This is a genomic window from Actinomyces naeslundii (assembly GCF_001956585.1).
Taxonomy (GTDB): Bacteria; Actinomycetota; Actinomycetes; order Actinomycetales; family Actinomycetaceae; genus Actinomyces; species Actinomyces naeslundii.
The window spans coordinates 59,138-83,213 of record NZ_MSRR01000010.1; the positions used below are offsets into that span (position 1 = coordinate 59,138).

A 24,076-nucleotide genomic window follows, 5' to 3' on the forward strand; every position below is an offset into this window, starting at 1 on the left:
CCCAAGCGCCGTCTACCATCGGAGCATGCCGATCGAAGACAGCACGGGCACTCGGCTGCGGGCGTGGGAGCGAGCCACGGAGTGGCCGCTGACCGGCGCCGCCGTCGTCTTCCTGGGCGCCTACGCCTGGGAGGTGCTCACCAACGCACAGGGCGGGGCCAAGAACGCGGCCGAGCTGGTGATCGACGCCGTGTGGGCGCTGTTCGGTGTCGACTATCTTGTCCGCCTGGCACTGGCGCCGAACCGGGGGCACTGGTTCTTCCACCACCTACCCGACCTGGCGGTCATCGCCCTGCCGGTCCTGCGACCGCTGCGGCTCCTGCGCCTGGTGACACTCGTGAGCATCATGCAGCGCAGCGCCGGCACCGCGCTGCGTGGACGCATCACCCTGTACACGGCCGGCAGCGCCTCGCTGCTGATCTTCACCTCGGCGTTGGCCACGCTGGATGCGGAGCGTCATGAGCCGGGCTCCTCGATCCGGACCTTCGGCCAGGCCCTGTGGTGGGCGCTGACGACGATCACCACCATCGGCTACGGCGACGCCGTCCCGGTCTCCACGGAGGGGCGTTTCATCGCGGCGCTGCTCATGATCGGCGGGGTGGCACTCATCGGCGTAGTCACAGCGACCCTGGCCTCGTGGATCGTCTCGCTGGTCGAGGAGGAGAACGCCGAGCAGGAGGCCGCCACGCAGGCACAGGTGGCGGCCCTGCAGCAACAGGTCGGCGAGCTCAGCGAGCGCATCGACCGGCTTCTGGCGGAACGCGACTCGGACCGATGAGGGAGCACTCCGTCGCCCGAGTCGTCGTCGCCCGCCACGTAGACGCCGAGCCGGGCATTTCTCGCGCAGCCCGACCGAAAACGGTCGCCTCACGCGAGAAACGCCCGGCTCGGCGGAAAAAGACTGTTCAGCCCCGCAGCTCGGCGGCCACCAGCTCGGCGAGCTCGACGGCGTTGAGGGCCGCGCCCTTGCGCAGGTTGTCCCCGACGGCGAAGAACTGCAGGCCATGGCCCGGCGCGAAGGCCTGGTCGGCGCGCAGGCGCCCCACGAAGGTGCCATCGCGGCCGGCGCCCTTGAGAGGGCTGGGCACGTCCTGATAGGTCACGCCGGGCGCCGCCTCCAGCAGCTCGCGGGCTCGCTCGACACTGATCTCGCGCTCGAACTCGGCGTTGACGCTGAGCCCGTGGCCGGAGAACACCGGGATGCGCACGCAGGTCCCGGAGACCAGCAGGTCCGGGATCCCCAGGATCTTGCGGGACTCGTTGCGCAGCTTCTGCTCCTCATCGGTCTCGCCGGAGCCGTCGCCGGCGTCGCCACCGGCCCAGGCCACGGCGTTGAAGGCGATGGTGTCGACGTAGACCTCCGGCGCGGGGAACTCGACGGCCCGCCCGTCCAGGGCCAGGCCCTCCATGTCCTCGTTCACGACGGCGCGCACCTGCCCGGCCAGCTCGGCCACCCCGGCCCGCCCGGAGCCGGAGACGGCCTGGTAGGTCGAGACGATGAGGCGGACGAGCCCGGCCTCCTCGTGCAGCACCTTGAGGGCGGGCATGGCCGCCATGGTGGTGCAGTTGGGGTTGGCGATGATGCCCTTGGGGCGCTCACGCAGGGCCTGCGGGTTGACCTCGCTGACCACGAGCGGCACCTCGGGGTCCTTCCTCCAGGCCGAGGAGTTGTCGACGACGACGGCCCCGGCCGCGGCGAAGCGGGGGGCGTGCTCGCGCGAGGCGGCGCCCCCGGCGGAGAAGATGGCGACGTCGATACCCGCCAGGTCCGCGGTGGCGACGTCCTCGACCTCGACCTGGGCGCCGCGGAAGTCCACGACGGTCCCGGCGCTGCGGGCCGAGGAGAAGAAGCGCACCGAGCGGGCGGGGAAGTCGCGCTCGGCCAGCATGGCGCGCATGACGCGGCCGACCTGGCCGGTGGCCCCCACGACGGCGACGGAGACGCCGTCGGCCACTCCGGTGTAGGTGTTCACGGGATTGCTCATCGTCCGGTCCCTCCGTAGACGACCGCTTCGGCGGCCTGGGCGTCGAGGCCGAAGGCGGAGTGGACGGCGCGCACGGCCTCGTCGAGTGCGGCGTCGTCGACCACCACCGAGATGCGGATCTCGGAGGTGGAGATCATGTGGATGTTGACCCCGGCCTCGCTCAGGGCGCCGAACAGGCGCGCCGAGACCCCCGGGTTGGAGCGCATCCCGGCCCCCACCAGGGACAGGATGCCGATGTCGGGGTTGAAGTGCAGGCTGCGGAAGCCCAGCTCCTCGCGGGCGCCCTCCAGGGCGGCGCGGGCGGTGGCGGAGTCGCCGTCGGGGCAGGTGAAGGAGATGTTGGTCAGGCCCGTGCCCTCGGCGGAGACGTCCTGGACGATCATGTCGATGTTGGCATCGGTGCCGGCCACGATCGCGAAGATGCGGGCAGCGGCGCCGGGGACGTCGGGCACGCCCACGAGCGTGATCTTGTCCTGGCTGCGGTCGTGGGCGATTCCGGAGATGACGGGGGCTTCCACGTGGTCCTCCTTGGCGGACGGGCGGGGGCGGGCCTGGGCCCGCGCGGCGATGGCGTTGCGGTGCGCGGTGTCGACGACGGAGGCCGAGGGCCCGTCGTCGAGTCCGGCGGGGTCTGAGGGCGAGGCCGGGGCGACGGGGGCGGCTCCCTGGCTCGCCGAGTCGGCGGGAGTGGCGGCGCTGGCCGGGGAGGCAGGCGTCGCAGGGCTGCCCGGCGTCGCGATGTCGGCGGCGACGACGTCGTCGAGCTGGGCGGCCACGACCGAGGGCACGAAGGCGCCCTCGCGGCGACCGTCGTAGATCCAGGTCCCGGTCTTGTCGGAGAAGGAGGAGCGCACGTGCAGCGGTACCCCGAAGCGGCGGGCGTACTCCACGGCGCGCAGGTGGAGGATCTTGGCGCCGTGGGCGGCCAGCTCCAGGGTCTCCTCGCTGGAGAGGGACTCGATGCGCTTGGCGGTGGGGACGATGCGGGGGTCGGCGGTGAACAGGCCGTCGACGTCGGTGTAGATCTCGCAGACGTCGGCGTTGAGGGCGGCGGCCAGGGCGACGGCGGTGGTGTCGGAGCCGCCGCGTCCCAGGGTGGTGGTGTCCTCGACCTCGTTGATGCCCTGGAAGCCGGCGACGATGGCGACCGCGCCGGTCTGGATGGAGCGGGCCACGCGCTCGGGCAGCACCCCGACGATGGAGGCCTTGCCGTACTTGGAGTCGGTGAGGACGCCGGCCTGGGCACCGGTGTAGGCCTGTGCCGGCACGCCGAGCTCGGTGACGGCCATGGCGAGCAGGGCCATGGAGATGCGCTCACCGGCGGACAGCAGGATGTCCATCTCGCGCGCGGGGGCGTGGGTGGTCAGGGCTGCGGCCTGGTCGAGGAGCTCGTCGGTCGTGTCCCCCATCGCGGAGACAACGACGACGACCGTGTTGCCGGCCTGGCGGGTGGCGACGATGCGCCGGGCGACGCGTCGCATCGCGTCGACGTCGCTGACGGACGAGCCGCCGTACTTCTGGACGACCAGTGCCATGTGGCGCTCCTCGGGTCCTGGAATCAGTGCGTGTCTAGCATCAGGTGCTCCGCGCCGGTGCGGGCGTCCTGGCAGGGGCTTCCGGGGTCTGGAGCCGTCGCCGCGCGGCGCCCACGACGACGTGGCTGAGGCAAGCATACGGTGCGCCGTGTTGCCGACACATCACGAGGCTGTGGGCTCACGGCCCACACTTCAACAAATTCTTCAAAAACAACCCGGAGCCGCGTCATTTTTGAAGTTTTTGTTGATGTTTGGGGCGGACTCGGGCGCACCCCATCGCCGCCACCCATGTCGTCCCCGAGTTCGACCCACCAACCCCGGCCGACGACGTAACCTGCTCGCATGAGCATTGAAGTCTCTCAGCTCACCCGTTTCTTCGGTCGGGCGCCGGCGGTGCGCCAGCTGGACATGTCGGTGCCCGGCGGCTCCGTCACCGGCCTGGTCGGCCCCAACGGCGCCGGCAAGACCACCCTGCTGCTCATGCTGGCGGCCCTGCTGGCGCCGGACTCCGGGACGATCCGTGTGGCCGGCCTGGACCCGGTCACCCAGTCGCGCGAGGTCCACCGCACCGTGGGCTGGATGCCCGACGCCTTCGGCACCTGGGACTCCCTGACCTGCACCGAGATCCTCCTGACCTTCGCCGCCGCCCAGGGGATGGACGCCGACGCCGCCCGCACCCGCGCCGTCGAGATGCTCACCCTGGTCCATCTCGACGAGCTGGCGCGCACGCCGGCCCGGGTCCTCTCCCGCGGCCAGAAGCAGCGCCTGGGCCTGGCGCGTGCCCTCATCCACGACCCCAAGGTCCTGCTCCTGGACGAGCCGGCCGCCGGCATGGACCCGCGCTCGCGCGCCGACCTACGCGTCCTGCTGCGCGACCTGGCCGCGAGCGGCACCACGGTCCTGCTCTCCAGCCACATCCTGTCCGAGATGGAGGAGATGGTCGACGGCGTGGTCTTCATGTCGCGCGGAACCGCCGTCGCCTCACCGTCGGACCAGGTCCCGGCCGAGACGGAGGGACCCGACGGCGCCGTCCGCCCGGCCCCGGTGCGCCGGACCTGGCGGATGCGGGCCCTTGACGCCGGACGCCTGGGCGAGTGGGCGCACTCCGCGCAGCTGACCGTCACGCCGGAGGGGGACGGACAGCTGCGCATCCCGGTCGCCGACGACGCGGCCGCGGCCCACCTGCTGCGCGAGGCCGTCGAGGCCGGGGTGGAGGTCGTCTCCTTCGCCCCGCTGTCCGGAACCCTGGAGGAGACCTACCTGGCCCTGGAAGGAGAACGCCGATGACCTGGACCGGTATCCGCACCATCATGGTGCTCGAGCTGCGCCAGCGGGTGCGGGCCACACGCTGGCGCGTCATGCTGGGAATCTGGCTGGCCGTCCTCATCCTGCTGTGCGGCGGGCTGGCGATCGCCGTGGAGACCGCGAGCCCCGGAGATACATCCAACGAGTACCTTCTGGCCCTCTACGACGTCGTCGTCTGCTTCGTCCTGGGGATCGGGCTCATCGTCGCCCCCACGCTGTCAGCGACGTCGATCAACGGAGACCGGGCGGACGCGACCCTCGCGCTGCTGCAGGCCACGGCGCTGCGCAGCCAGGAGATCGTCGTCGGCAAGCTGCTGGCCGCCTGGGTCGCGGCAATCGCCTTCCTGGGCGTGGCGGTACCCTTCCTCGTCATCCTGACGGTGGCGGGCGGCTCGCACTGGCAGGCGCTCGTCGCCCACCTGGTCATTCTCGTCTTCACGTTGGGCGCGGTGTGCGCTATCGGCCTGGGCTTCTCGAGCCTGACGGCGCGCCCCTCGGCCTCGGCGGTCCTGACCTACATCGTGGTGGCCGCCCTGACCGTCGGGACGCCCCTGGCCACGGCGATCGCCTCCTCCGTGGTCACCGGCACGCAGACCGAGGTGACCTACTACGTGGACTACGACAAATCGACCGACGACAAGATCGTCTGCCGGTCAGAACCCGAGATTGAGACCCATGAGGTCACCCGCACCGACCGGATCTGGTGGATCCTGGCCCCCAACCCCTTCGTGGCCCTGGGTGACGCCACCGCCCACGCGCCGCTGCAACCGGCCTCGGCCGTCTTCGGCGCCCCGGACTCCTTCCTGTCCCTCACCGGACAGGGCGTTGACGTGATGCGCAACCCCCAGCCCAGTCGGGTCGTCAACAACCGTTGCGAGGACCGGGACGACTCCTACGACGGCCCGTCCAGCTCATCCTCCTCGGATGACCACGGCCCCGTGGCAAGGCACCTGGCCTTCTGGCCCGCGAGCCTGGTGGCGCTCACGGCTCTGGGGGCCGGCGGCGTCATCACGGCCAGCAGGCGCCTGCGCGTGCCGGCCGGCAGGCTGCCGCGCGGTGTGCGTCTGGCCTAACCACCTCATCGAGCCGTGGGCGGCATCAGGCCGTCTTCCACCGGAACAGCCTCGCCCCCAGCAGGCCGCAGATCACCGTCATGCCGACGAGCACCGCGAGCGCCGTTCCGTAGTCCGTCCAGGACCGGCCGGCCCACATCCCCTGGAGGAGGTCGACCAGGTAGTGGAAGGGCGAGTACCGGGCCACGCGCTGGACGCCCTGCGGGATCTGGCTCTGGGGGACGAAGGCCCCGGAGGTCATCATGATGACGATGAACAGCCCGTTGCCGATGCCGGTGGCCGCACGCGAGGAGGGGTAGACGGCGGCCAACATGTAGCCCAGCGCCAGGAAGGCCACCAGCCCCAGGGCCGCAGCGGCCAGGACCGCCAACGGACTGCCTTGGAGCCGCACCCCGAAGCCGAGGGCTCCCACCAGCAGTGCCAGGACGATTCCCACCATGCTGATGAGGAAGTTGACGGTCAGGTCGGCCGCCACGAAGACCCGCGGGCTCAGCGGTGTGGCCCGCAGACGAGTCAGGGCCCCGCTCTCGCGCAGCTGGAGCTGGTTGGTGGGCAGGATGATGATGCCGGTCATCCCCACCACGAGGCAGGCGCAGGCGGGCAGCGTGGCATCCATGAAGCCGCGTCCCCCGAACTGGGGACTGGGGTCATTGCCGAAGAGCACCCCGAGAACGGCCACCAGCAGCGGGGCGAGGATGAGGGTGAAGAACAGGCCGACGGGCTCGCGCAGGGTCGAGCGGGTCAGCATGACGAGCAGGGTCGCAAAGGTTCGGCGGGTGCGCGCGGTCGGCGCGGTCTGCATGGTCGGCGTAGTCGGCATGGTCGTGTCTCTTCTCGGCGCTCGGTTTGTCGGTAGCGGTTACTCAGCCGGATCTGGGCCGGTCAGGCTTCTCTGAGGGCGCGCCCGGTGAGGTTGAGGAAGACCTCCTCCAGGCCCGGCGAGTGGGTCTCCATGTCCTGCACGACGACGTCGGCCTGGGCCAGGTGGGACAGGACCGCCTGGGCGAAGGCGCCCGTACCGCCGACGACGGTCACGGCGCCGTCGGCCCGCACGGAGGTGACTCCCTTGACGTCGGCCAGCGTCCTAGGCGCCGGCGCGCTGAGGGTGAGGCGGAGCGTGGCCTGGCCTCCGTGGGCCGCGATGAGGGCCGGGATCGTATCAAGGGCGATGAGGCGCCCGCGGTCGATGACGGCGACCCGGTCGCACAGGGCCTCGGCCTCCTCCATGTAGTGGGTGGTCAGGACCACCGTCTTACCGCGCTCGCGGATGTCACGCACGACGTCCCACATGGCCAGGCGCGCCTGCGGGTCGAGGGCGGTGGTCAGCTCGTCGAGGAAGAGCAGCTCGGGATCATGAACCAGGGCCAGGGCGATGAAGACACGCTGGCGCTCCCCACCGGAGAGCCGGGCGACGTCGGTCTTCTCCTTGGAGGCGATGCCGAGGCGCTCCAGCAGCGGGCGCCAGGGCACGGGATGGTCGTAGAAGGAGGAGAAGAGCTCCAGGGCCTCGCCGACCCGTAGTCGAGGCAGGAGTGCGGCCTGCTGGAGCTGGATGCCGGTGCGGCGGGCGAGCTCGGCGGCGTCCTTGACGGGGTGGAGGCCCAGAACGGTGACCTCTCCGGAGGTGGGCTCGTCGAGGCCCTCGATGCTGGACAGCAGCGTGGTCTTGCCGGCACCGTTGGGGCCGATGATGCCGAAGATCTCACCATCGGAGACCTGGAGGCTGATGTCGTCGACGGCGGTCAGGCTGCCGAAGCGACGGGTGACGTGGGTGCAGGTGACGGCGTTCATCGGGACTCCTGGTTGATGGTGTCCGTCGAGGTGGATCGCCTCAGCGGGAGGGAGGGCTCTGCGCGTCCTCGCATCTCCTATGATCACACCGTATAACTTGTTTTACAAGTACTACCTGCTGTCTTGGTTGATTTCCCTCGCCCCGCCCCTGGCCCTCTCAGCCGCCCGGCTCGGTGAAGAAGATCAGTCCTCGACGCGGCGGCGGCCCTCGAAGGCCCGCCCGAGAGTGACCTCGTCGGCGTACTCCAGGTCCGCCCCCACCGGCAGGCCGGAGGCGAGCCGGGAGACGGGCACGGCCATGGTGCGCAGCATGCGGGTGAGGTAGGCGGCGGTCGCCTCACCGACGACGTCGGGGTCGGTGGCCAGGATGACCTCCTCGACCTCGCCCGTCCCCAGGCGGCTGAAGAGCTCGCGCACACGCAGGTCGTCGGGGCCGACGCCGTTGATGGGGTCGATGGCGCCGCCGAGCACGTGGTAGAGCCCCCGGTACTCGCGGGTGCGCTCGATGGCGACGACGTCCTTGGGCTCCTCGACGACGCAGATGACGCGCTGGTCGCGGCGGGGGTCGCGGCAGATGGCGCACTGCGGGGCCTCGGCGATGTTGCCGCAGGTCTCGCAGAAGCGGACCTTGGCCTTGACGGCGCGCAGGGCCTCGATGAGACGCTCGACGGCGGCCGAGTCGGCGGCGAGCACGTGGAAGGCCATGCGTTGGGCGGACTTGGGGCCGATGCCGGGCAGCTCGCCGAACTCGTCGATGAGGTCCTGGACGGCGCCTTCGTAGACGGCGGGCATGTCAGCGTCCTTCCTGAGTCACGGTGACCTCTTCGATGACCTGGGCGCCGAGGATCCGTTTGACGACTTCCAGCCCGACGACGCCGGCGTCCTCGGCGTCGGGGTCGTCCTCGCTGGGGGTGTCGTCGGCCAGGGAGTCGGTGTCGGTGTCCTGGGCGGCGGCGCGGGCGGCGGCCATGGCGGCGGCCAGGCGCGAGCCCGCGATGCCCGACGGCGCCCAGGTGGCGTCGTCCTCGGGCGGGGCGCTCGAGGCGCTGGGCTCCTCGGGCGCCGGCCCCGGACTGAAGGGGCTCGACGACGTCCCCTCCCAGGTGACGGGGGCCAGGCCGGGTGATCCGGCGGCGGTCTCGGGGGCGCCGGGCGCCCCCGACGCGCTGCTGGCGACCGGCACCTGCGGGGACGGGGAGGACGGAGTCCGCTGGAAGGACTGGGGCGCCGCCGGAGCCGATGCGGCCCCGCCGGGAATCTCCGGCAGGGCGCGCAGACGGTGGACGGTGGCCAGGGGCGCCTCATCGGGCGCCTGCGCGGCGGGAGCGGAACGTGACTGCGCGGGAGAGGACGAGGCCGCCGGAGCCGATGTCGGGGCCGGCACGGACTGAGGACTGGTGGGACTGGGATAAGAGCCGGAGGCGGTTTGCGCTGCGTAGGGGGAGGATGCCTCGGGCGCGGGGCCTGCGGGTGCTGGCGAGGAAGGGGAACCGCCGATCACAGGGGCCGACGGCGTAGAGGCCGGCTCGGCCTGGGTGGGCACGGTTCCTCCGCCGGGGACGGCCACCGGTCCCCAGCCGTCGTCGGCGTCGGTGCTGCCGGAGGCGGGAACGGGCGCCGGGGCCGAGCCTCCACCGGGGATCGCGACCGGCCCCCAGCCGTCGTCGGGATCGGCGGGATTCGTGGGGGCCACCGGCGCCGTCGGGGCGGCCTGGGCTACGGGTGCCGGGGGCGCAGAGGAAGCAAGGACCGCCGGAGGTTCAGGGGAAACCGCCTGGAACTCGGAAGCCCCAGGACCCGCAGACGCCGTGTGCGGATCGGGAGACGTCATGGAGTCCCGCCCGCCGGGCTCCGGTGCGCCGTGGTGACCGGCGGGATCGGTGCGCTGAGCGGGACCCGTGGGCTCATCGGCACCGACGTACTCGGAGTCCTCGGCGTAGGGATCTCCACCCCAGTCGTCCTCGGGGGGCGGCTCGGCAATCGGGGAGCCATCGTCCCAGGTGGTGGAGGCGGGCCGGTGCTCCTGGACGCGGTCAGCGGGCTCTTCATCGGCGGACCGAGCCGGTGCGGCTGCCGCACCCTGCACAGCCGGTGCCTGCGCGGCCGAGTCGAAGGATCCCGGTTGCGGGGCAGGACCGCTCGGCCCCGCCCCGGGCACTGCGCCACCGTAGGATCCCTGCGATCCACCGTGACCGACGTCATGGCCGGGAGCGCTCGCACCAGGAGAACCGAGGTGGCCGGCAGGTCCCTGGGGGCCACCGCCAGGTCCGCCCGGTCCCCCAGGACCACCTCCGGGGCCACCTGGCCCGTCGTCGCCGGCGACGATGGCACGTACCTCGAGGCGCAGGCCGAGGGCCTGGTGAAGGGCCGCGGAGAAGATGGGGCCGTGGCCGCCGTTGTCGAAGGCGCCCACGAGGCCGGGCGCGGTGAACAGCAGGGTGAGGACGCCCCCGGAGACGGTGCCCGGCCGGGAGTTGGGGCCGACCAGCGCCCAGGTCGCGCGCCGCGAGCGCTTGGCCGCCTCGAGAACCTCCTCCCAGCGGGTGCGGATCATCTCCGCATCGGCCGCCTCGGCCCCGCCCGGGCCGCCGGCGGCGCCGACGCCCCCCTGGGCCGCAGGTGCCGCCGGCGCGCTCGGGACCGCCGGAGCGCTGGTCGGACCGGTTCCGCGCGAGGACTGCTCGGCAGGTCGCGAGGAGCGTGGGGCAGCAGCGGCCGACGGCGCGGAGACACCGGGCGCGGCGGAGGCGGCGGAGCCTGCCGGCCCCTGGGAAGCGACACCGTCATTCGGACCGTCCCAGCTGACGGCGGGGCCGGTCCGTGGGGCCTGCGCAGCCGACGTCGGCCCCGCGGTGGGTGCCGAGACCGCGGCCGGAGCTGATGCTGACACTGGCGACGCCGCCCCTCCCGGGGCGCCACCGGGCCCACTCCAGCCTCCCGAGTTCGAGCTCGCCCCCCAACCGGCATCGGGCGGGGGATCCTGAGGGGCCGAGGCGGGTGCTGCGGCCCCTGCTCCCCCAGCGCCTCCGGCACTCTCGGGCTGCTGGCCCCCGCGCCGCCCGGCGGCGTCCGCGGAGGCCTGTCGAGCGATCTGGGCGGCCATCTCACGTCCGGAGCCGGCTGGCATGCCGCTGGGCGCACTGCCAGGCGCACCGGCGCCCGCACCACCGGGGGCGGGCGATGACGTCGGCCCGGCGCTCCCAGCCGGTCCGGCCGGGCCTCCCGCGGCCGCGACGCCACCTGCCCTGGCAGCACCGCCGGCCGGGATGAGCAGGCGGGCCACGAGCAGCTCGAGCTGAAGGCGCGGGGAGGTGGCGCCGACCATGGCGGTCAGCGCCTGGGCGGTGGTGTCCGCGGCACGCGAGAGGGCCGCGGCCCCCATGGTGCGGGCCTGAAGGTCCATGCGCTCGAGCTCATCGAGAGGCATAGAGCCGAGCGCTGCGCCGGCCTCGGAGCCGGCCAGGGCGATGACGAGGAGGTCGCGCAGCCGGGCCAGCAGGTCCTCGACGAAGCGACGGGGATCGTGCCCGGAGGAGACGACCCGGTCGACCACCCGGAAGACACCGGCGCCGTCGGCCGCCGCGATGGCGTCGACGCACTGGTCGAGCATGGTGGTGTCGGTGTAGCCCAGTAGGGCGACGGCCCGCTGGTAGTCGACGCCACCGTCGTGCGCCCCACCGATGAGCTGGTCCATGACGGAGAGGGTGTCGCGCACGGAGCCGCCGCCGGCACGCACCACGAGGGGGAAGACGCCGGGGCCGATCTCGACGCCCTCGGCCCGGCACAGGTGGCCCAGGTAGCCCTCGAGGACGTCGGGCGGGACGAGGCGGAAGGGGTAGTGGTGGGTGCGCGAGCGGATGGTGCCGATGACCTTCTCCGGCTCGGTGGTGGCGAAGATGAACTTCACGTGCGCGGGCGGCTCCTCGACGAGCTTGAGCAGCGCGTTGAAGCCCTGCGCGGTGACCATGTGGGCCTCGTCGAGGATGAAGATCTTGTAGCGGTCGCGGGCCGGGGCGAAGGCGGCGCGCTCGCGCAGGTCGCGGGCGTCGTCGACGCCGTTGTGGCTGGCGGCGTCGATCTCGACGACGTCGAGGCTGCCGGGGCCGCCGGTGGCCAGGTCCCGGCAGGATGGACAGGTGCCGCAGGGGGTGTCGGTGGGGGCCTGGGCGCAGTTGAGGCAGCGGGCCAGGATGCGCGCCGACGTCGTCTTGCCGCAGCCGCGGGGGCCGGAGAAGAGGTAGGCGTGGGTGACACGGTCGGCCCGCAGCGCCGCCATGAGCGGAGCGGTGACGTGGTCCTGCCCGATGACCTCCTGGAAGGTGTCGGGGCGGTAGCGGCGGTACAGAGCGGTGGTCACGGGCCGAGCCTAATCGGCCGGGCCGACCCCGTGCGAGGCACCGGGCGAGTCGGGTTCCATCTGGCACGATGAGAGGACTGACCCGTCGTCGGCGGCAGAAACGGAGGAACCATGCCCGTCACCGAGTCACTCCTGGCCCGGCACCGCGCCTACTCGGCCGAGGTCCGCGCTCTGGGCGGCCTGGCGGCCAAGGGAACGCAGAAAGTCGCCGTCGTCGCCTGCATGGACTCGCGCCTGGACGTCTTCGCGGTCCTGGGACTCACCCCGGGGAATGCCCATGTCATCCGCAACGCCGGCGGCATCGTCACCGAGGATACGATCCGCTCCCTGGCGATCAGCCAGCACCTCCTGGGCACCGAGGAGATCATCCTCATCCACCACACCGACTGCGGCATGCTCTCCTTCACCGACGATGAGCTCTGCCGCGCCCTGGAGGAGGAGACGGGTGTGCGGCCGGCCTGGGCGCCGGGCTCCTTCACCGACCTGGCCGGCAGCGTGCGCCAGTCGATCGCCCGTATCAAGGCCTCACCATTCATTCCACGCACTGACGCCGTGCGCGGCTTCGTCCTGGACCTGGCCACCGGCCGCCTGGAGGAGGTCGACGCCACCAGGGCCTGATCCGCGAGGGCACTGCACGAGGGGCGGGTGCTACTGGGTGAAGGTCGGGTGCGCTCCCCGAGGTGCGGGGGCTGGTGCAGTATGCACAGCCCTTGGCCAGTGCGCCCCCACCCTCATGCAGTACAGGCCGGATACAAGCCGGTGAGCGCAGCAGGCCGACCTCTCCTCCGCCCGGGCACGTCAGGACCCCTCGCGCACCCGCCAGAGCCTGCTTACCCTTGCTACCTTCCGGTCCTGGGGGATTCGCTGGATGACGCCGCACGAGGGGCCGAGCGAGAGACTACCCGATCCGGTCCCCGGTTGCGAACCGACCCCCAACCGGTTCCACCCGCCCCTGCCTGAGTTCGAGGACGCACCGTGGGGCTCGAGGACTGTCCTGGGAGGTACGTCCTCGAGCCCCACGGTGTTTCCATACAGGGACCGATGCAGCGAAACCGGCCTCACGTGACAGATCCCACCGCCCCGGGCTGGCCCCGGAGATGGGCGGTCCGATATATTCCTTTCTCGTTGCACGTGGTTGTCGCCGCGTGGAGCGCTTGGAGGATTCGCCTAGTGGCCTATGGCGCACGCTTGGAAAGCGTGTTGGGTGCAAGCCCTCGGGGGTTCGAATCCCCCATCCTCCGCCACCACCCCGGAATCCGCGCGATTCCGGGGTTTTGTGCTTCTCCCCTACCGATACGACACTGGAACGTGCAGTGGGACGCGCCGCGGACCGCTACCTGCCCACCCAGCAGGTACTGGTACCGCACCTGGTGGAGCGAGCCTCGACCAGCCCCGTCTCCTCTTGAGCCACCCCCGACACGTGGCCAAGTGGTACCTCTCCCCATGGACGCCACTGCGCACCACCTGCCACGGTTACCGCATGCGCACAAGAACCCCCGCCCTTATCGCCCTGCCCACCGCACTCCTGCTCGCCCTGAGCCTCAGCGCCTGTGACGAGGACGCGGTGAGCACCACCCCCACCGGCTCCTCAACGTCGAGCAGCGACAACTCAACGGACTCCTCGAAGGACAATGAGGATTCCAAGGACTCCAAGGGCAAGGACTCCAAGGATAAGGACTCCGACGACGCCTCGGACGCCCCCTCATCCAAGGCCGGCTCCAGCGCCAGCGCCGACGGCAAGACCGTCGCCATCGGCGACCTCAAAACCGGCGACTGCGTCGCCGAGATGGTCGACGAGACCAGGGGCGGCGAGACAGGCACCAGCGAGGCGAAGGTCGTCGACTGCTCCGCCCCGCATCAGTACGAGATGATTGGAACGGCTCAGTCCAAGGCCTCCAGCTACGCCGACTCGAACACCGCAGAGGAGATCGCCACGGTCTGCGAGCCGCTGCTCCAGTCCTATGTGGGGTCATCCTCCAAGGCCGAGGACTATGCGGTGGCCGCTCTCACTCCCAAGCAGCCTGCGTGGGACCAGGGCGATCACGAGTTCACCTGCTTCGCCCAGAACTCGGATGATTCCCCATTGAACAATTCCATCAAGAACTCCTAGTCTGTCCCCGTCGAGCAGGACACCGGAGGTCAACCGGCAGACAAGCTGCCGCGCGACAGCAGCGGCTCACCCCTTGAGCCTCTTGGCACGATCCGGCCTGCCTCCCACTCCGGCCGGGTGGCGACCATCCGTCTCTCCGTCTCACGTCGCCACCCGGTCCTTATCCCAGATTTTTTAGCCACCCCCCCGTCCGCAATCAGAATCTCGCGGAAAACCGGCATAATCTCGCCAGAGCGAATGTTACCGTTCGGTACATGCGCAGCCTGACCACCTTCCTCGCTCTCCCCGTCGCCGCCACCCTCGTCATGGGGCTGTCCTCCTGCAGCCTGTTCTCCTCGGGCACCTCCACCGCCACCAAGGATCTTGAGGTCGGGAACTGCTACAACACCGTGAGCAAGGAGTCCGGCGGAGACAAGCCGGTCGGTGAGGTCACAGTCGTCGACTGCGCCAAGACCCACACGTACGAGGTCGTTGCCCAGACCACGTTCGGCGAGGACGTCAAAGGACTCCCCAATGAGGACTCGATCAAGTCCCTGGGCGAGGGCTTCTGCCAGGGCGAGGACTTCACCGCGTACGTCGGAGTCGAAGCCGGCAAGTCCAGCTATCAGATCGAGTACCTCTTCCCCAGCGCCGACACCTGGGCCAAGGGCGACCGCAAGATCAGCTGCGTGGTCAGCCAGGGAAACAGGTCGGAGGTCAAGGGATCAGCGAAGGGCTCCAAGAAGTAGTCCTTCACCGAGGCCGGCGCTCTCAGCGGCTGCGGACCCGGCTCCGTGAGCGATGCCGCTCCGCCCCGGCGACATCTGGGGATGACGGCGTCCCATCGGGCACCGGCCCGAGTCCCGCCAGCAGCTCCTCACCCGCCATGCTGCCGGGCACGTCGTCCGGTTGCCGGTCTGCCCGCTCGGACGCCCCCGGCTCGGTGCCGTCCTGCGCCATGAGCGCGGTGGAGATCATGAGCTTGATGCGGTTGAGCTGATTGACCTCGCTGGCGCCGGGATCGTAGTCGATGGCGACGATGTTGGCCTGGGGGTAGCGGCGTCGGACCTCGCGGAACATGCCCTTGCCCACCACGTGGTTGGGCAGGCAGGCGAAGGGCTGGCAGCACACGATGTTGGGCACACCGTGCTCGATGAGCTCGATCATCTCTCCGGTGAGCAGCCAGCCCTCCCCGGCCTGGTTGCCCAGGGAGAGCACCTTCGAGGCCTTGCGGGCCAGCTCGACCGTGGAGGGCTCGATATCGAAGGTGCCGCCGGCTGCGCGCAGGGCGGCGCGGGCCGGGGCCTGGAGCTGCTCGATGAACCAGACGGCCGCCTTCTTCTTGGCCACGGACTCCTTGCCGATGCCATAGGCCTCCGCCTCCCACTGGGCGGTCACCAGCCCGGACAGGAAGAAGGGCAGGAGCCCGGGGACGGCGGCCTCGCAACCCTCGGCCTCAATGACGTCGATGACGTGGTTGTTGGCGTCGGGCTGGAACTTCACCAGGATCTCGCCGACGACGCCGACGCGTGGGCGCCGGGGCTCGTCGCGCCGGGGCAGGTCGTTGAACTCGCGGACCATCTCGCGCAGAAGGCGGCGGTAGCCGATGCGCCCGCCCCAGGTGGCCGAGCGGCCCTTGTGCTCGAAGTACTCGGCGATGATGCGGTTCCAGCGATCGACAAGCTCCTGGGTGGCGCCTTCGACCACCTCGTAGGGGCGAACCCGCAGCAGGCAGGTGTTGAGGGTGTCGCCGATGATGATGCCCTGGAGCATCTTGAGGCCCATGGTGGCGGTCAGCTCGAATCCGGGGTTGGACTCGATGCCCTGCAGGGAGATCGCCACGACCGGCACCTGCGGGTAGCCGGCCTCGCGCAGGCCCTTGCGCAGCATGGCGGCGTAGTTGGTGGCGCGGCAGATGCCGCCGGTCTGGGAGATGGCCACGACGCAGGAGTCGGGGTCGTGGCTGCCGTCGGTGAAGGCGCCGATGAGCTGGCCGATAACCATGATGGCGGGGAAGCAGGCGTCGTTGTTGACGTAGCGCAGTCCCACCTCGAGGTCGTCACGGGTGGCGGACTCCAGGAGCTCGACCTGGTAGCCCAGGCGCCGCATGAGTGGCTCGAGGGGGCGGAAGTGCACGGGGCTCATCTGCGGCATGAGGATGGTGTGGGTGGCACGCATGGCCTCAGTGAAGACGGGGCTGGTGGCCCCCGGCAGCTCCCGTCCTCCGACGGCGCCGCCCGCCTCGCCCCGGTCGGATGCCTCCTCAGCAGCCCGGGCCTCGCCCCTCTCAGTGGTCCTCGCAGCAGATCTTTCGGCGGGGGCGGTCGTGTCGATCTCGACGGCGTCGTCGACAGCGCCGTCGGCCTCCTCGGCTTGAGCCGCTCTCTCCGCGGCGCGGGCCTCGGAGGCGGCGGCCAGGGAGCGCAGGCGGATGGTGGCAGCGCCGAGGTTGGAGACCTCGTCGATCTTGAGGCTCGTGTAGACCCCTCCGGCGGACTCCAGGATCTCCTGGACCTGGTCGGTGGTCAGGGCGTCGACGCCGCAGCCAAACGAGTTGAGCTGGACGAGCTCGAGGTCGTCGCGGGTGGTGACGAGCTCGGCGGCCTGGTAGAGGCGCGAGTGGTAGGCCCACTGGTCACGCACCCGCAGGCGCCCGGTGACGCCCTGGGTGGCCACGGGCTTGGGAGTGGGCAGGCCGACGCCGGTGACGTCGGACCAGTCGGCGGGTGCCTGCGGGTCGGGGCGGAGCTCGTCCACCCGACGGCGCAGCGCGGCCACGGCCCGGCTGAGCGCCCCGGTGGCAACGGCGTGCTCGGCGCCGTCGCCGGGGTCGGGGGTCTGGTCCGTGCCGGGGGACGAGCCGGCTTGGCGGGCGATGGCGGCCCAGTCGGTCTTCTTGGGCTTCTTAGGTCTGGCCGGCCTGGCGGGGCGCCCTTCCGGCTCAGCCTTCCCGGCATCCTCTGTCTCCTCGGAGGCACCCGGTTCCGGCGCCTCGGAGGCTGCGGCGTCGGGCTCGGGCAGGAGGGAGTCCTCGGACAGGACGGCCAGACCCAGGGTGTTGATGACGTCGGGGACGCCGTGGTTGATCTCGGGGTCGATGTGGTAGGGCCGTCCGGCCAGGACGATTCCCTTGCGGCCGTTGTCCTCCATCCACCTCAGGGCGCGGCGGCCCTCGGCGCGCACGTCGGCCTTGAAGGCGGCGTCCTCGGCGAAGCCGGCGGCCACGGCCCGGCGGGCCTCGGGCAGGGTGACGCCCCAGTCGGCGAAGACCTCGACGAGCCGCTCGGCGAGCGTCGCAGGGTCGGCCAGGTTGAGGAAGGGGGAGAGCATCCGCACCCTCGACCCTCCGGAACCCGTGCTCCCCTCGGCACCGTCGGGTCCTTCCTGCTGCCCGTCACGCACGGCCTCGACGTTGTTGCGGATGACCTCGGGGTAGGTGGCCACGATCGGGCAGTTGAAGTGGTCGGCGGCGCCCTGGACCAGCTCACGCTCGTAGAAAACGCAGGGGAACCAGATCGTCCTGATGCCCTTGGCGATGAGGGCCTCGATGTGCCCGTGGGCGAGCTTGGCCGGGTAGCAGACGTTCTCCGAGGGAATCGTGTCCATGCCGGACTCGAAGAGCTCGTGGTTGGAGCGCCCCGAGATCATGACGCGGAAGCCCAGTGAGGTGAGCACCGTGAACCACAGGGGGTAGTTCTCGTACATGCCCAGCACCCTGGGGATGCCGATGTCCCCGCGCGTGGCCGCGCCCTCGAGCAGGCGCCGGTAGGAGAAGGCCCGCTTGTACTTGTAGTCGTAGAGGTTGGGCAGGTCGGACTTGGTGGCGCGCCGCTCCTGGGTGGCGCCCCGCTCACAGCGGTTGCCGGAGACGTGGCGCTGTCCGTCGTTGAAGGTCGTGATGGTCAGCTGGCAGTGGTTCTGGCACAGCTTGCAGGTGGCGGTCTCGGTGGTCAGGCTGAAGCGGGAGAGCTCGCCCAGGCTCATGAGACCGGAGGGCACGCCGTCGTAGGTGGCCCGGGCGCTCAGGGCCGCGCCGAAGCAACCCATAAGACCGGCGACGTCGGGACGCACCACCTCGCGGCCGGTGAGCAGCTCGAAGGCCCGCAGCACCGCGTCATTGAGGAAGGTGCCGCCCTGGACCGAGACCCGCTCGCCGAGCTGGTCGGCGTCCTTGAGCTTGATGACCTTGTACAGGGCGTTGCGCACCACCGAGTAGGACAGGCCCGCACTGATCTCCCCCACCGTGGCCGACTCACGCTGGGCCTGCTTGACCGAGGAGTTCATGAACACGGTGCAGCGGCTGCCCAGGTCCACCGGCCGCTCGGCGTGCAGGGCGGCCTCGGCGAACTCACCGATCTCCAGCCCCATGGACCGGGCGAAGGTCTGCAGGAAGGAGCCGCAGCCGGCCGAGCAGGCCTCGTTGACGCTGATGGAGTCGATGGCGTCGCCCTTGATGCGCAGGTACTTCATGTCCTGGCCGCCGATGTCGATGACCGAGGTGACTCCGGGATTGAGGTAGGCCGCCGCCCGGTAGTGCGCCATCGTCTCAACGACGCCCTCATCGATGCGCAGCGCCGCCTTGACCAGGGACTCCCCGTAGCCGGTGACGCAGGAGCGCACGATCCGCACGCCATCGGGCATCTCGCGGTGGATGCGGCGCAGGATCTCCACGGCGGCCGTCACCGGGTCGCCCTCGTTTCCGGCGTAGTGCTCCCACACGATCCGCCCGCGCCCGTCCAGGACCACGGCCTTGATCGTCGTCGAGCCGGCATCGATCCCCAGGAAGCAGTCACCGTCCCGGAGCTCCCCACCCGTCCCCGACGCCGCATGAGGCCCCTCGTCGTCGATACCGTCGAGCTCGTCGTCCGGGCCGTCCGGCTCGGGTCCGCTCTTCTCGGGGGACTCCTCGGTGACCGGCCAGTGGGCCCGCTCAATGTGCGCGCGGGCGTGACGCTCACGGAAGGCCTCCAGCTCGGCGGTGTCCTTGAACAGCGGACGCATCCGGGAGGTGCCCAGGGACAGGGCCTTGCGGGTGGCCAGACGGGTGGACAGCTCCGAGATCGGCGTCGGCTCGCCCGAGGAGAGCAGGGCGGCACCGATGGCGACGTAGAGCTGGGCGTTGTCGGGACAGGTGAAGGAGTCCACCTGGTCCGCCAGGGTCCGTTCGAAGGCGGCGCGCAGCTGGGGCAGGAAGTGCAGCGGCCCGCCCAGGAACATGACGTGACCGCGGATGGGACGCCCGCAGGCCAGGCCCGCGATGGTCTGGGTGACGACGGCCTGGAGGACGGAGGCGGCCAGGTCCTCCCCTGCGGCACCCTGGTTGATGAGCGGCTGGAGGTCGGACTTGGCGAAGACGCCGCAGCGCGAGGCGATGGGGTAGAGCGTCGTGTAGCGCGAGGCCATATCGTCCAGGCCGGCGGCGTCGGTGTGGAGGAGCTGGGCCATCTGATCGATGAAGGCTCCGGTACCGCCCGCACAGGTGCCGTTCATGCGCTGCTCGGGGGTGGGGTGGAGGTAGGTGATCTTGGCATCCTCACCACCGAGCTCGATGACGACGTCGGCCTGCGGATCGCACACGCGCACCGTCTCGGTCTCGGCAATGACCTCCTGGACGAAGGGCAGGCCCATGAGGGTGGCCAGGGACAGCCCGGCACTGCCGGTGACCGCCCCGCGCACAACGGCACCCGGATAGACCCGAGCGACCTCGCCCAGCAGCCGGGTCAGCTCACCGCGCACATCCGCGTTGTGACGCCGGTACTCAGCAAACACGGGGGACACAGGCGACACCGACGCCGGGTCAGGCCGAGCGCCGGCAGGGGCCGCAGGCGAGTGCTCGGGAAGGAGAACGAGCTTGATGGTGGTCGAGCCGATGTCCAACCCCATCCGCAGGACTGTCGGCGTGCCGTCGACCCCGGACGCCACCGGCTGCGCAGCCGACCTCGCGGCCGCGACGGATTCGGGCCTCCGTACTCTGGAGACCGGATCGGGAACGGACATGCTTCACCTCGGCGAGTGCCTGTGCCGGCCCTCTGCGAGCCGACGACGATGTGGGCTGAACCCTCACCGTATCGAGCAGACACGCATGCCTCAACGGTGTTGAAATACCCGCCCTCCCCCACTGTCTCTCCTCACACCTCTTGGCGTCATAACGCCAAAAGAGCGCCACGAGCACCCAGGACTCACACCGACACTCTGAACGCTGTTGAATATCGTGTCGATAGACTTTTCTAAAAATGCAGCGCTCGTCACACATCCTCGATGCCGCCGACCCCGACCAAGCGCTGCATTTCCCGGAACTTCTCCATTTTCTGTCGGGCCGACAGCCGGAGGAGACGGGAGCACTCGTAATCTCCAGGAGTGACCAGCGATGCCCCCAGCGCTCCGCCGTCGACGGCGATACCCGAGGAGGAGCCCGAACCCGCCCTCCTCGGTCGCGCACGCCGTCGTGGGCCTCGACGCCGGCCGGACTCCGCCGGCACCCAGCCGCCCTCCACACGCGAGGCCATCCTGACCGCCGCCCGCGAGTCGTTCCTCGCCCAGGGCTACGAGGGCACGACGATCCGGGCAGTGGCTCGCACGGCCGGAGTCGATCCGGCGCTCGTGTCGTACTACTTCGGCTCGAAGGGGGACCTGTTCGGGGCGGCCGTCAACCTGCGGGTGCGGGCGAGCGAGGAGATCGCCGCCGCAGTCAGCGGAGACCTGCGCTCAGCCGGCCCCCGGCTGGTGCGGCTGTCGCTGACCGCCTGGGACGACGCCGCGGACGGCGCCACCTTCCGCACCCTGCTGCGGTGGATGGCCACGGATGTCAGCGCACCGGAGGCGATCCAGAACTACGCCACCGAGCAGATCGCGGTCCCCATGGCCGAGGCTCTCAAGCAGTCGGGCCTATCGGGCGTCTCGGCGCGAGAGAGGGCCACCCTGGCCGGGTCCCAGCTGGTGGGGCTGGCCATGATCCGCTACGTGCTGCGACTCGACCCGATCACGAGCGCGAGCGTCGAGCATCTGGTGGAGGTCGTTGGGCCGACGATCCAGCACTACCTCACCGGCCCGCTGCACCCCAGGTGATCCGCTCGGCCCGGAACGCAGTGCCCGTCAGCACGACCGGCGCAGTCAGCGCACCACGTCGCCACCGGACATGCGCATGTATACGTAGACCGTCAGAAGGAAGATCATCGGGATGACCACGAGCAGTCCGATGACGGTCAACAACCCGGCGAAGTAGAGAGGGATGATGACGAGCGCCAGCAACGGCGCGTTTCCCCCTTGCTGCATGAGGCGGCATGAGCGGCCGATCGCCTTGAAGCAGGAGCAGCCCTCATTCATGACCACGACCACTGCCACCCAGAAGAAGTAGCCGACCACCAAGCCGCCGAGGGGGACGAGGGAGACGATGGTGCTCATAAGCCCAACGAGCACAAGCGCGGCAGCCGCGTCGAAGCCATGGGGCGGCGCAACGAGGGACCGGACCGTCACCTTCTCCCCACGGGCGATCCGAAGCGCAGCAGTGTAGAGACCCAGCGTCGTCATCAGCACCCAGAACAGGGCCGTCGGGATCCCGATCGCGGCAATGAGTGGTGCACCGTTCTCCTCACCGACCATGCTGACGACTCCGGCCATCAGTGCTCCCATCACCAGGCAGCTCAGCGGTATCCAGGCGATGATGAGGGGGTTGGCGAGGGTCTTGGACCAGGCCCATTTCACGGCGTCGCCCACCTCGATCTGCGGCACCGGAGGCCGCGCGGGGACCATGGAGACGGGTGGCTGCTGGTAGCCGTAGGCCCCTTCGACACCCGGTGCCGGGGACACGTTGCCGCTGTAGTAGTCACCGTAGTAACTGCCACCGCTCAAAGCGCCAGGAGAGACTGAAGGGACTTGAGAATCGGACACGAGATCTTCCTTCGCGACAGACGAGGATGCGCAGGCCGGGGTCTAACGCGGCTGCAGGGCGAGGCGGCCCAGCGGGCGCCGAAAGCCCGCCTCCCCGTCGCCATCCGAGTCCGTCCGAGAGACTGCGTCCTCGACGTCGTCGGACTGGAGCCGCGCCATCCAACCGGGGAGCCGACCCGAGTCACGGGGGAAGAGCCTCTGCTCGGCCGCGCAGTCATCCCGGGTGCACGGCGGAACGAGGTCGGGGCGGCGCTCATAGTCGAAGTCGGTGGTGAGCTCCCCGTCTCGCGTACTGATTGACAGGAACGCCCAGGTCCAGGCGGCGCCGTCGGCACGGGTCGTGGCGCCGCGCAGGGCGACGGCATCGTGAACGAGCGCATCGGGCACACCGTCCTCCACCCACGTGAGTCGGCGCAGAAGACCGGTCTTGCGCAGCACCCGGTTGGCGCAGGTGACGCGTTCCCCCAGAGCCTCGATCTCGACGACCATCTCAAGCGAGTCGGTCCGGCGCAGCCAGGCGTTCCAGCGGCTCGCGAGCCCGTCGAGGGCATGTGTCGCGGACTCCTCGAGAGGCCTCATCTGCTCACTCACGCGCATACCTTCCTGTTCTCCGGCGAATTCGACTCACGGACTCGGGGCGCACGCTTTCGCCCCGGCTCCGTGCCGGGGCGAAAGCGCATGGTTGGAACCGGTCGGTGCCGGCTCAGAAGGTCTCGTACCGAGCGGAGCTGAGGAAGACGCCGTGACCGGTCTCGGTGTTGCGGCAGGTCATGCCCGTCTCCTCAGAGCTGCATACCCAGGAGCCGTAGGTGACGGACTGGCCGTACTCAACCACCTGGGGCGCGGAGCTGTCGCCACGGAATGCGGCGTCCAGCGAGAAGGCGCCCTCGCTGCGGCCGCTGATCTGAGGCGTGTTACCGCTACTGAGATCGAACCACCAGTTGGGCGAGCCCATTGCGCTCTGGCCGTAGGTGCCGTCGGAGCGGTAGGACAGGACACCGCAGCCCGCGAAGTGGGCGGACAGGTCACAGCCGATGTTGCCCGACGGAGAGACGATCATGGCGGTCTTCTCCGTGACGAGGTTGTCCGAAACGAAGGACGTGGCCTGGGTGGCCTGCGGAGCGGCGGGCGCTGCGGGCTCGCTGGGAGCCGGCTCAGGGCTGGACTGATTCGCCTTGTCGCCGGAGTTGTCGGCGGGCGCCTGAGTCGGCTGCGCAGGCTCGGGCGAGGGCTGAGACTGGGGAGCCGCCGGCTGCGCAGGCTGCGCCTGCTGCGTGGTCTGGGTCTGCGGCCGGTTGGAGCCGGTCGCGTTGCTGCTCGCCTCAGGAGCCTTGGAGGCATCGCCGCCGTGCTGGCCGGCAGCATTCGTTGCGGCCGCCTTACCGGGAGTGGCGGCCTTGCCGGCACCAGTCCCGCTGGCGGCGGGCCGGGGCTCACTGGCACGCGGGCTCGACGGACGGGACTTGGATCCGGAGGAGGCCTGCGGCGCGGACGACTCGCCTGCGCCCTTGCCCGTGGGACTCGGGATACGAGGGGAGGCATGTCCGGACTTCTGTCCGGAGGTCTCCTTGGAGCCGGCCGCCGACTGGGACTTGGCGGAGGACGAGCCCGCAGTGCCCTGCTGATTGGCGTTCGAAGCACCACCGGACTGACAACCGGCCAGGAGCATAGCGGTCGAGGTGAGGACAACGAGGGACAGGGGGATGGCGAAGCCGCTTCGGCGGACCGTGGCGGTCATGACTGCGGCATCCTTTCGGTCGAGGTCGGTGCAACCAACACCGTACTAGAGCCCCGAAGCGAAGGGGAACCGTCTGAAAGTCAGACATGGCGCCAGTTTCTGCATCAGACGCCCCTCCTTCCCAGTGAACCACTAGATTTCGTAGAGATAACGCCAATCACAACAAGATGACAAGACGATCGTTCTGCGGACCACATTCCAACTAGTGAGACATATAACGTGTCGGCACGCCGGTCAGGAGGAGGCCGGATCGGCCTCCGCACCGCGGACGAACCGGATGTTGGGCCGCCCACGGTGCTCCCGTGCGCCTCAGGCC

The 24,076-nt window shown here is 70.4% G+C and carries 17 protein-coding genes, 1 tRNA gene and 1 other RNA gene; 8 read left to right on the forward strand and 11 right to left on the reverse strand.

Annotated features, from left to right (window positions below; translation table 11 throughout):
• Nucleotides 1-25 precede the first annotated feature (25 nt).
• The gene (locus BKH33_RS05850; protein WP_003784108.1) at nucleotides 26-778 is read left to right on the forward strand and encodes a potassium channel family protein; all 753 of its coding nucleotides are present in this window, start codon (nucleotides 26-28) and stop codon (nucleotides 776-778) included.
• 127 nt (nucleotides 779-905) lie between these two features.
• Here BKH33_RS05850 and BKH33_RS05855 read toward each other — a convergent pair whose 3' ends face one another.
• The gene (locus BKH33_RS05855) at nucleotides 906-1,985 is read right to left on the reverse strand and encodes an aspartate-semialdehyde dehydrogenase (protein ID WP_043539566.1); all 1,080 of its coding nucleotides are present in this window, start codon (nucleotides 1,983-1,985) and stop codon (nucleotides 906-908) included.
• Nucleotides 1,982-3,520 carry an aspartate kinase gene (locus BKH33_RS05860; RefSeq protein WP_076069800.1) on the reverse strand — a complete coding sequence of 513 codons (1,539 nt, stop codon included), beginning with the start codon at nucleotides 3,518-3,520 and terminating at the stop codon, nucleotides 1,982-1,984. Before BKH33_RS05860 ends, BKH33_RS05855 begins: the two co-directional genes overlap by 4 nt.
• A gap of 342 nt (nucleotides 3,521-3,862) precedes the next feature.
• Here BKH33_RS05860 and BKH33_RS05865 point away from each other — a divergent pair, with 342 nt between their 5' ends.
• Both BKH33_RS05865 and BKH33_RS05870 read left to right on the forward strand, forming a co-directional pair.
• Nucleotides 3,863-4,807 (forward strand): ABC transporter ATP-binding protein, encoded by a 945-nt coding sequence (locus tag BKH33_RS05865; RefSeq protein WP_003785930.1) that lies wholly within the window; start codon nucleotides 3,863-3,865, stop codon nucleotides 4,805-4,807.
• On the forward strand, nucleotides 4,804-5,898 hold the full coding sequence (locus tag BKH33_RS05870; protein ID WP_003785932.1) for an ABC transporter permease: 1,095 nt from the start codon (nucleotides 4,804-4,806) through the stop codon (nucleotides 5,896-5,898). The genes BKH33_RS05865 and BKH33_RS05870 overlap by 4 nt, the downstream gene beginning before the upstream one ends.
• 25 nt (nucleotides 5,899-5,923) lie before the next feature.
• Here BKH33_RS05870 and BKH33_RS05875 read toward each other — a convergent pair whose 3' ends face one another.
• The 4 genes from BKH33_RS05875 to BKH33_RS14080 form a co-directional block, all read right to left on the reverse strand.
• A complete protein-coding gene (locus BKH33_RS05875; protein WP_003785939.1) occupies nucleotides 5,924-6,718 on the reverse strand; it encodes an ABC transporter permease in 795 nt (264 codons plus the stop codon).
• Nucleotides 6,719-6,780: 62 nt separating this feature from the next.
• On the reverse strand, nucleotides 6,781-7,689 hold the full coding sequence (locus BKH33_RS05880; RefSeq protein ID WP_043540034.1) for an ABC transporter ATP-binding protein: 909 nt from the start codon (nucleotides 7,687-7,689) through the stop codon (nucleotides 6,781-6,783).
• Nucleotides 7,690-7,872: 183 nt separating this feature from the next.
• Nucleotides 7,873-8,481 carry a recombination mediator RecR gene (gene recR, locus BKH33_RS05885; protein WP_003785942.1) on the reverse strand — a complete coding sequence of 203 codons (609 nt, stop codon included), beginning with the start codon at nucleotides 8,479-8,481 and terminating at the stop codon, nucleotides 7,873-7,875.
• 1 nt (nucleotide 8,482) lies between these two features.
• Complete coding sequence (locus BKH33_RS14080; RefSeq protein ID WP_076142639.1) at nucleotides 8,483-12,046, reverse strand: DNA polymerase III subunit gamma and tau; 3,564 nt, start codon at nucleotides 12,044-12,046, stop codon at nucleotides 8,483-8,485.
• A 111-nt stretch (nucleotides 12,047-12,157) separates the two neighbouring features.
• Here BKH33_RS14080 and BKH33_RS05895 point away from each other — a divergent pair, with 111 nt between their 5' ends.
• On the forward strand, nucleotides 12,158-12,664 hold the full coding sequence (locus BKH33_RS05895; RefSeq protein WP_003785092.1) for a beta-class carbonic anhydrase: 507 nt from the start codon (nucleotides 12,158-12,160) through the stop codon (nucleotides 12,662-12,664).
• Between the two features lie 178 nt (nucleotides 12,665-12,842).
• On the opposite strand, the gene ffs is transcribed toward BKH33_RS05895, so the two are convergent.
• Nucleotides 12,843-12,937: signal recognition particle sRNA small type (gene ffs, locus BKH33_RS05900), an RNA gene on the reverse strand.
• Nucleotides 12,938-13,202: 265 nt separating this feature from the next.
• On the opposite strand from ffs, the gene BKH33_RS05905 reads away from it, so the two are divergent.
• The 3 genes from BKH33_RS05905 to BKH33_RS05915 all read left to right on the forward strand — a co-directional run bounded on the left by BKH33_RS05905 (nucleotide 13,203) and on the right by BKH33_RS05915 (nucleotide 14,884).
• A tRNA-Ser gene (locus BKH33_RS05905) sits at nucleotides 13,203-13,290 on the forward strand.
• Nucleotides 13,291-13,526: 236 nt separating this feature from the next.
• Nucleotides 13,527-14,156 (forward strand): septum formation family protein, encoded by a 630-nt coding sequence (locus BKH33_RS05910; RefSeq protein WP_043539836.1) that lies wholly within the window; start codon nucleotides 13,527-13,529, stop codon nucleotides 14,154-14,156.
• A 254-nt stretch (nucleotides 14,157-14,410) separates the two neighbouring features.
• On the forward strand, nucleotides 14,411-14,884 hold the full coding sequence (locus BKH33_RS05915; RefSeq protein WP_003785082.1) for a septum formation family protein: 474 nt from the start codon (nucleotides 14,411-14,413) through the stop codon (nucleotides 14,882-14,884).
• Between the two features lie 22 nt (nucleotides 14,885-14,906).
• Here the strand turns inward: BKH33_RS05915 and BKH33_RS05920 are convergent, their stop codons facing one another.
• Nucleotides 14,907-20,018: an acyl-CoA dehydratase activase-related protein gene (locus BKH33_RS05920; RefSeq protein ID WP_076142657.1), complete on the reverse strand. Its 5,112-nt coding sequence runs from the start codon at nucleotides 20,016-20,018 to the stop codon at nucleotides 14,907-14,909.
• A 474-nt stretch (nucleotides 20,019-20,492) separates the two neighbouring features.
• Here BKH33_RS05920 and BKH33_RS05925 point away from each other — a divergent pair, with 474 nt between their 5' ends.
• A complete protein-coding gene (locus BKH33_RS05925; protein ID WP_003785249.1) occupies nucleotides 20,493-21,200 on the forward strand; it encodes a TetR/AcrR family transcriptional regulator in 708 nt (235 codons plus the stop codon).
• Between the two features lie 45 nt (nucleotides 21,201-21,245).
• On the opposite strand, the gene BKH33_RS05930 is transcribed toward BKH33_RS05925, so the two are convergent.
• The 3 genes from BKH33_RS05930 to BKH33_RS05940 form a co-directional block, all read right to left on the reverse strand.
• Nucleotides 21,246-21,983, reverse strand: a complete 738-nt coding sequence (locus BKH33_RS05930) for a hypothetical protein (protein WP_232621530.1) — start codon at nucleotides 21,981-21,983, stop codon at nucleotides 21,246-21,248.
• A gap of 81 nt (nucleotides 21,984-22,064) precedes the next feature.
• Nucleotides 22,065-22,613, reverse strand: coding sequence for a hypothetical protein (locus BKH33_RS05935; protein ID WP_003785278.1), 549 nt, complete (start codon nucleotides 22,611-22,613; stop codon nucleotides 22,065-22,067).
• Nucleotides 22,614-22,725: 112 nt separating this feature from the next.
• On the reverse strand, nucleotides 22,726-23,760 hold the full coding sequence (locus BKH33_RS05940; protein WP_076069813.1) for a hypothetical protein: 1,035 nt from the start codon (nucleotides 23,758-23,760) through the stop codon (nucleotides 22,726-22,728).
• Between the last annotated feature and the right edge of the window lie 316 nt (nucleotides 23,761-24,076).

Excerpts from the sequence above, each read along its gene's own strand:
- BKH33_RS05850 (WP_003784108.1), top strand. The coding sequence starts at position 26 with ATGCCGATCGAAGACAGCACGGGCACTCGGCTGCGGGCGTGGGAGCGA.
- BKH33_RS05855 (WP_043539566.1), bottom strand. The coding sequence starts at position 1,985 with ATGAGCAATCCCGTGAACACCTACACCGGAGTGGCCGACGGCGTCTCC.
- BKH33_RS05860 (WP_076069800.1), bottom strand. The coding sequence starts at position 3,520 with ATGGCACTGGTCGTCCAGAAGTACGGCGGCTCGTCCGTCAGCGACGTC.
- BKH33_RS05865 (WP_003785930.1), top strand. The coding sequence starts at position 3,863 with ATGAGCATTGAAGTCTCTCAGCTCACCCGTTTCTTCGGTCGGGCGCCG.
- BKH33_RS05870 (WP_003785932.1), top strand. The coding sequence starts at position 4,804 with ATGACCTGGACCGGTATCCGCACCATCATGGTGCTCGAGCTGCGCCAG.
- BKH33_RS05875 (WP_003785939.1), bottom strand. The coding sequence starts at position 6,718 with ATGCCGACTACGCCGACCATGCAGACCGCGCCGACCGCGCGCACCCGC.
- BKH33_RS05880 (WP_043540034.1), bottom strand. The coding sequence starts at position 7,689 with ATGAACGCCGTCACCTGCACCCACGTCACCCGTCGCTTCGGCAGCCTG.
- recR (WP_003785942.1), bottom strand. The coding sequence starts at position 8,481 with ATGCCCGCCGTCTACGAAGGCGCCGTCCAGGACCTCATCGACGAGTTC.
- BKH33_RS05895 (WP_003785092.1), top strand. The coding sequence starts at position 12,158 with ATGCCCGTCACCGAGTCACTCCTGGCCCGGCACCGCGCCTACTCGGCC.
- BKH33_RS05910 (WP_043539836.1), top strand. The coding sequence starts at position 13,527 with ATGCGCACAAGAACCCCCGCCCTTATCGCCCTGCCCACCGCACTCCTG.
- BKH33_RS05915 (WP_003785082.1), top strand. The coding sequence starts at position 14,411 with ATGCGCAGCCTGACCACCTTCCTCGCTCTCCCCGTCGCCGCCACCCTC.
- BKH33_RS05920 (WP_076142657.1), bottom strand. The coding sequence starts at position 20,018 with ATGGGGTTGGACATCGGCTCGACCACCATCAAGCTCGTTCTCCTTCCC.
- BKH33_RS05940 (WP_076069813.1), bottom strand. The coding sequence starts at position 23,760 with ATGACCGCCACGGTCCGCCGAAGCGGCTTCGCCATCCCCCTGTCCCTC.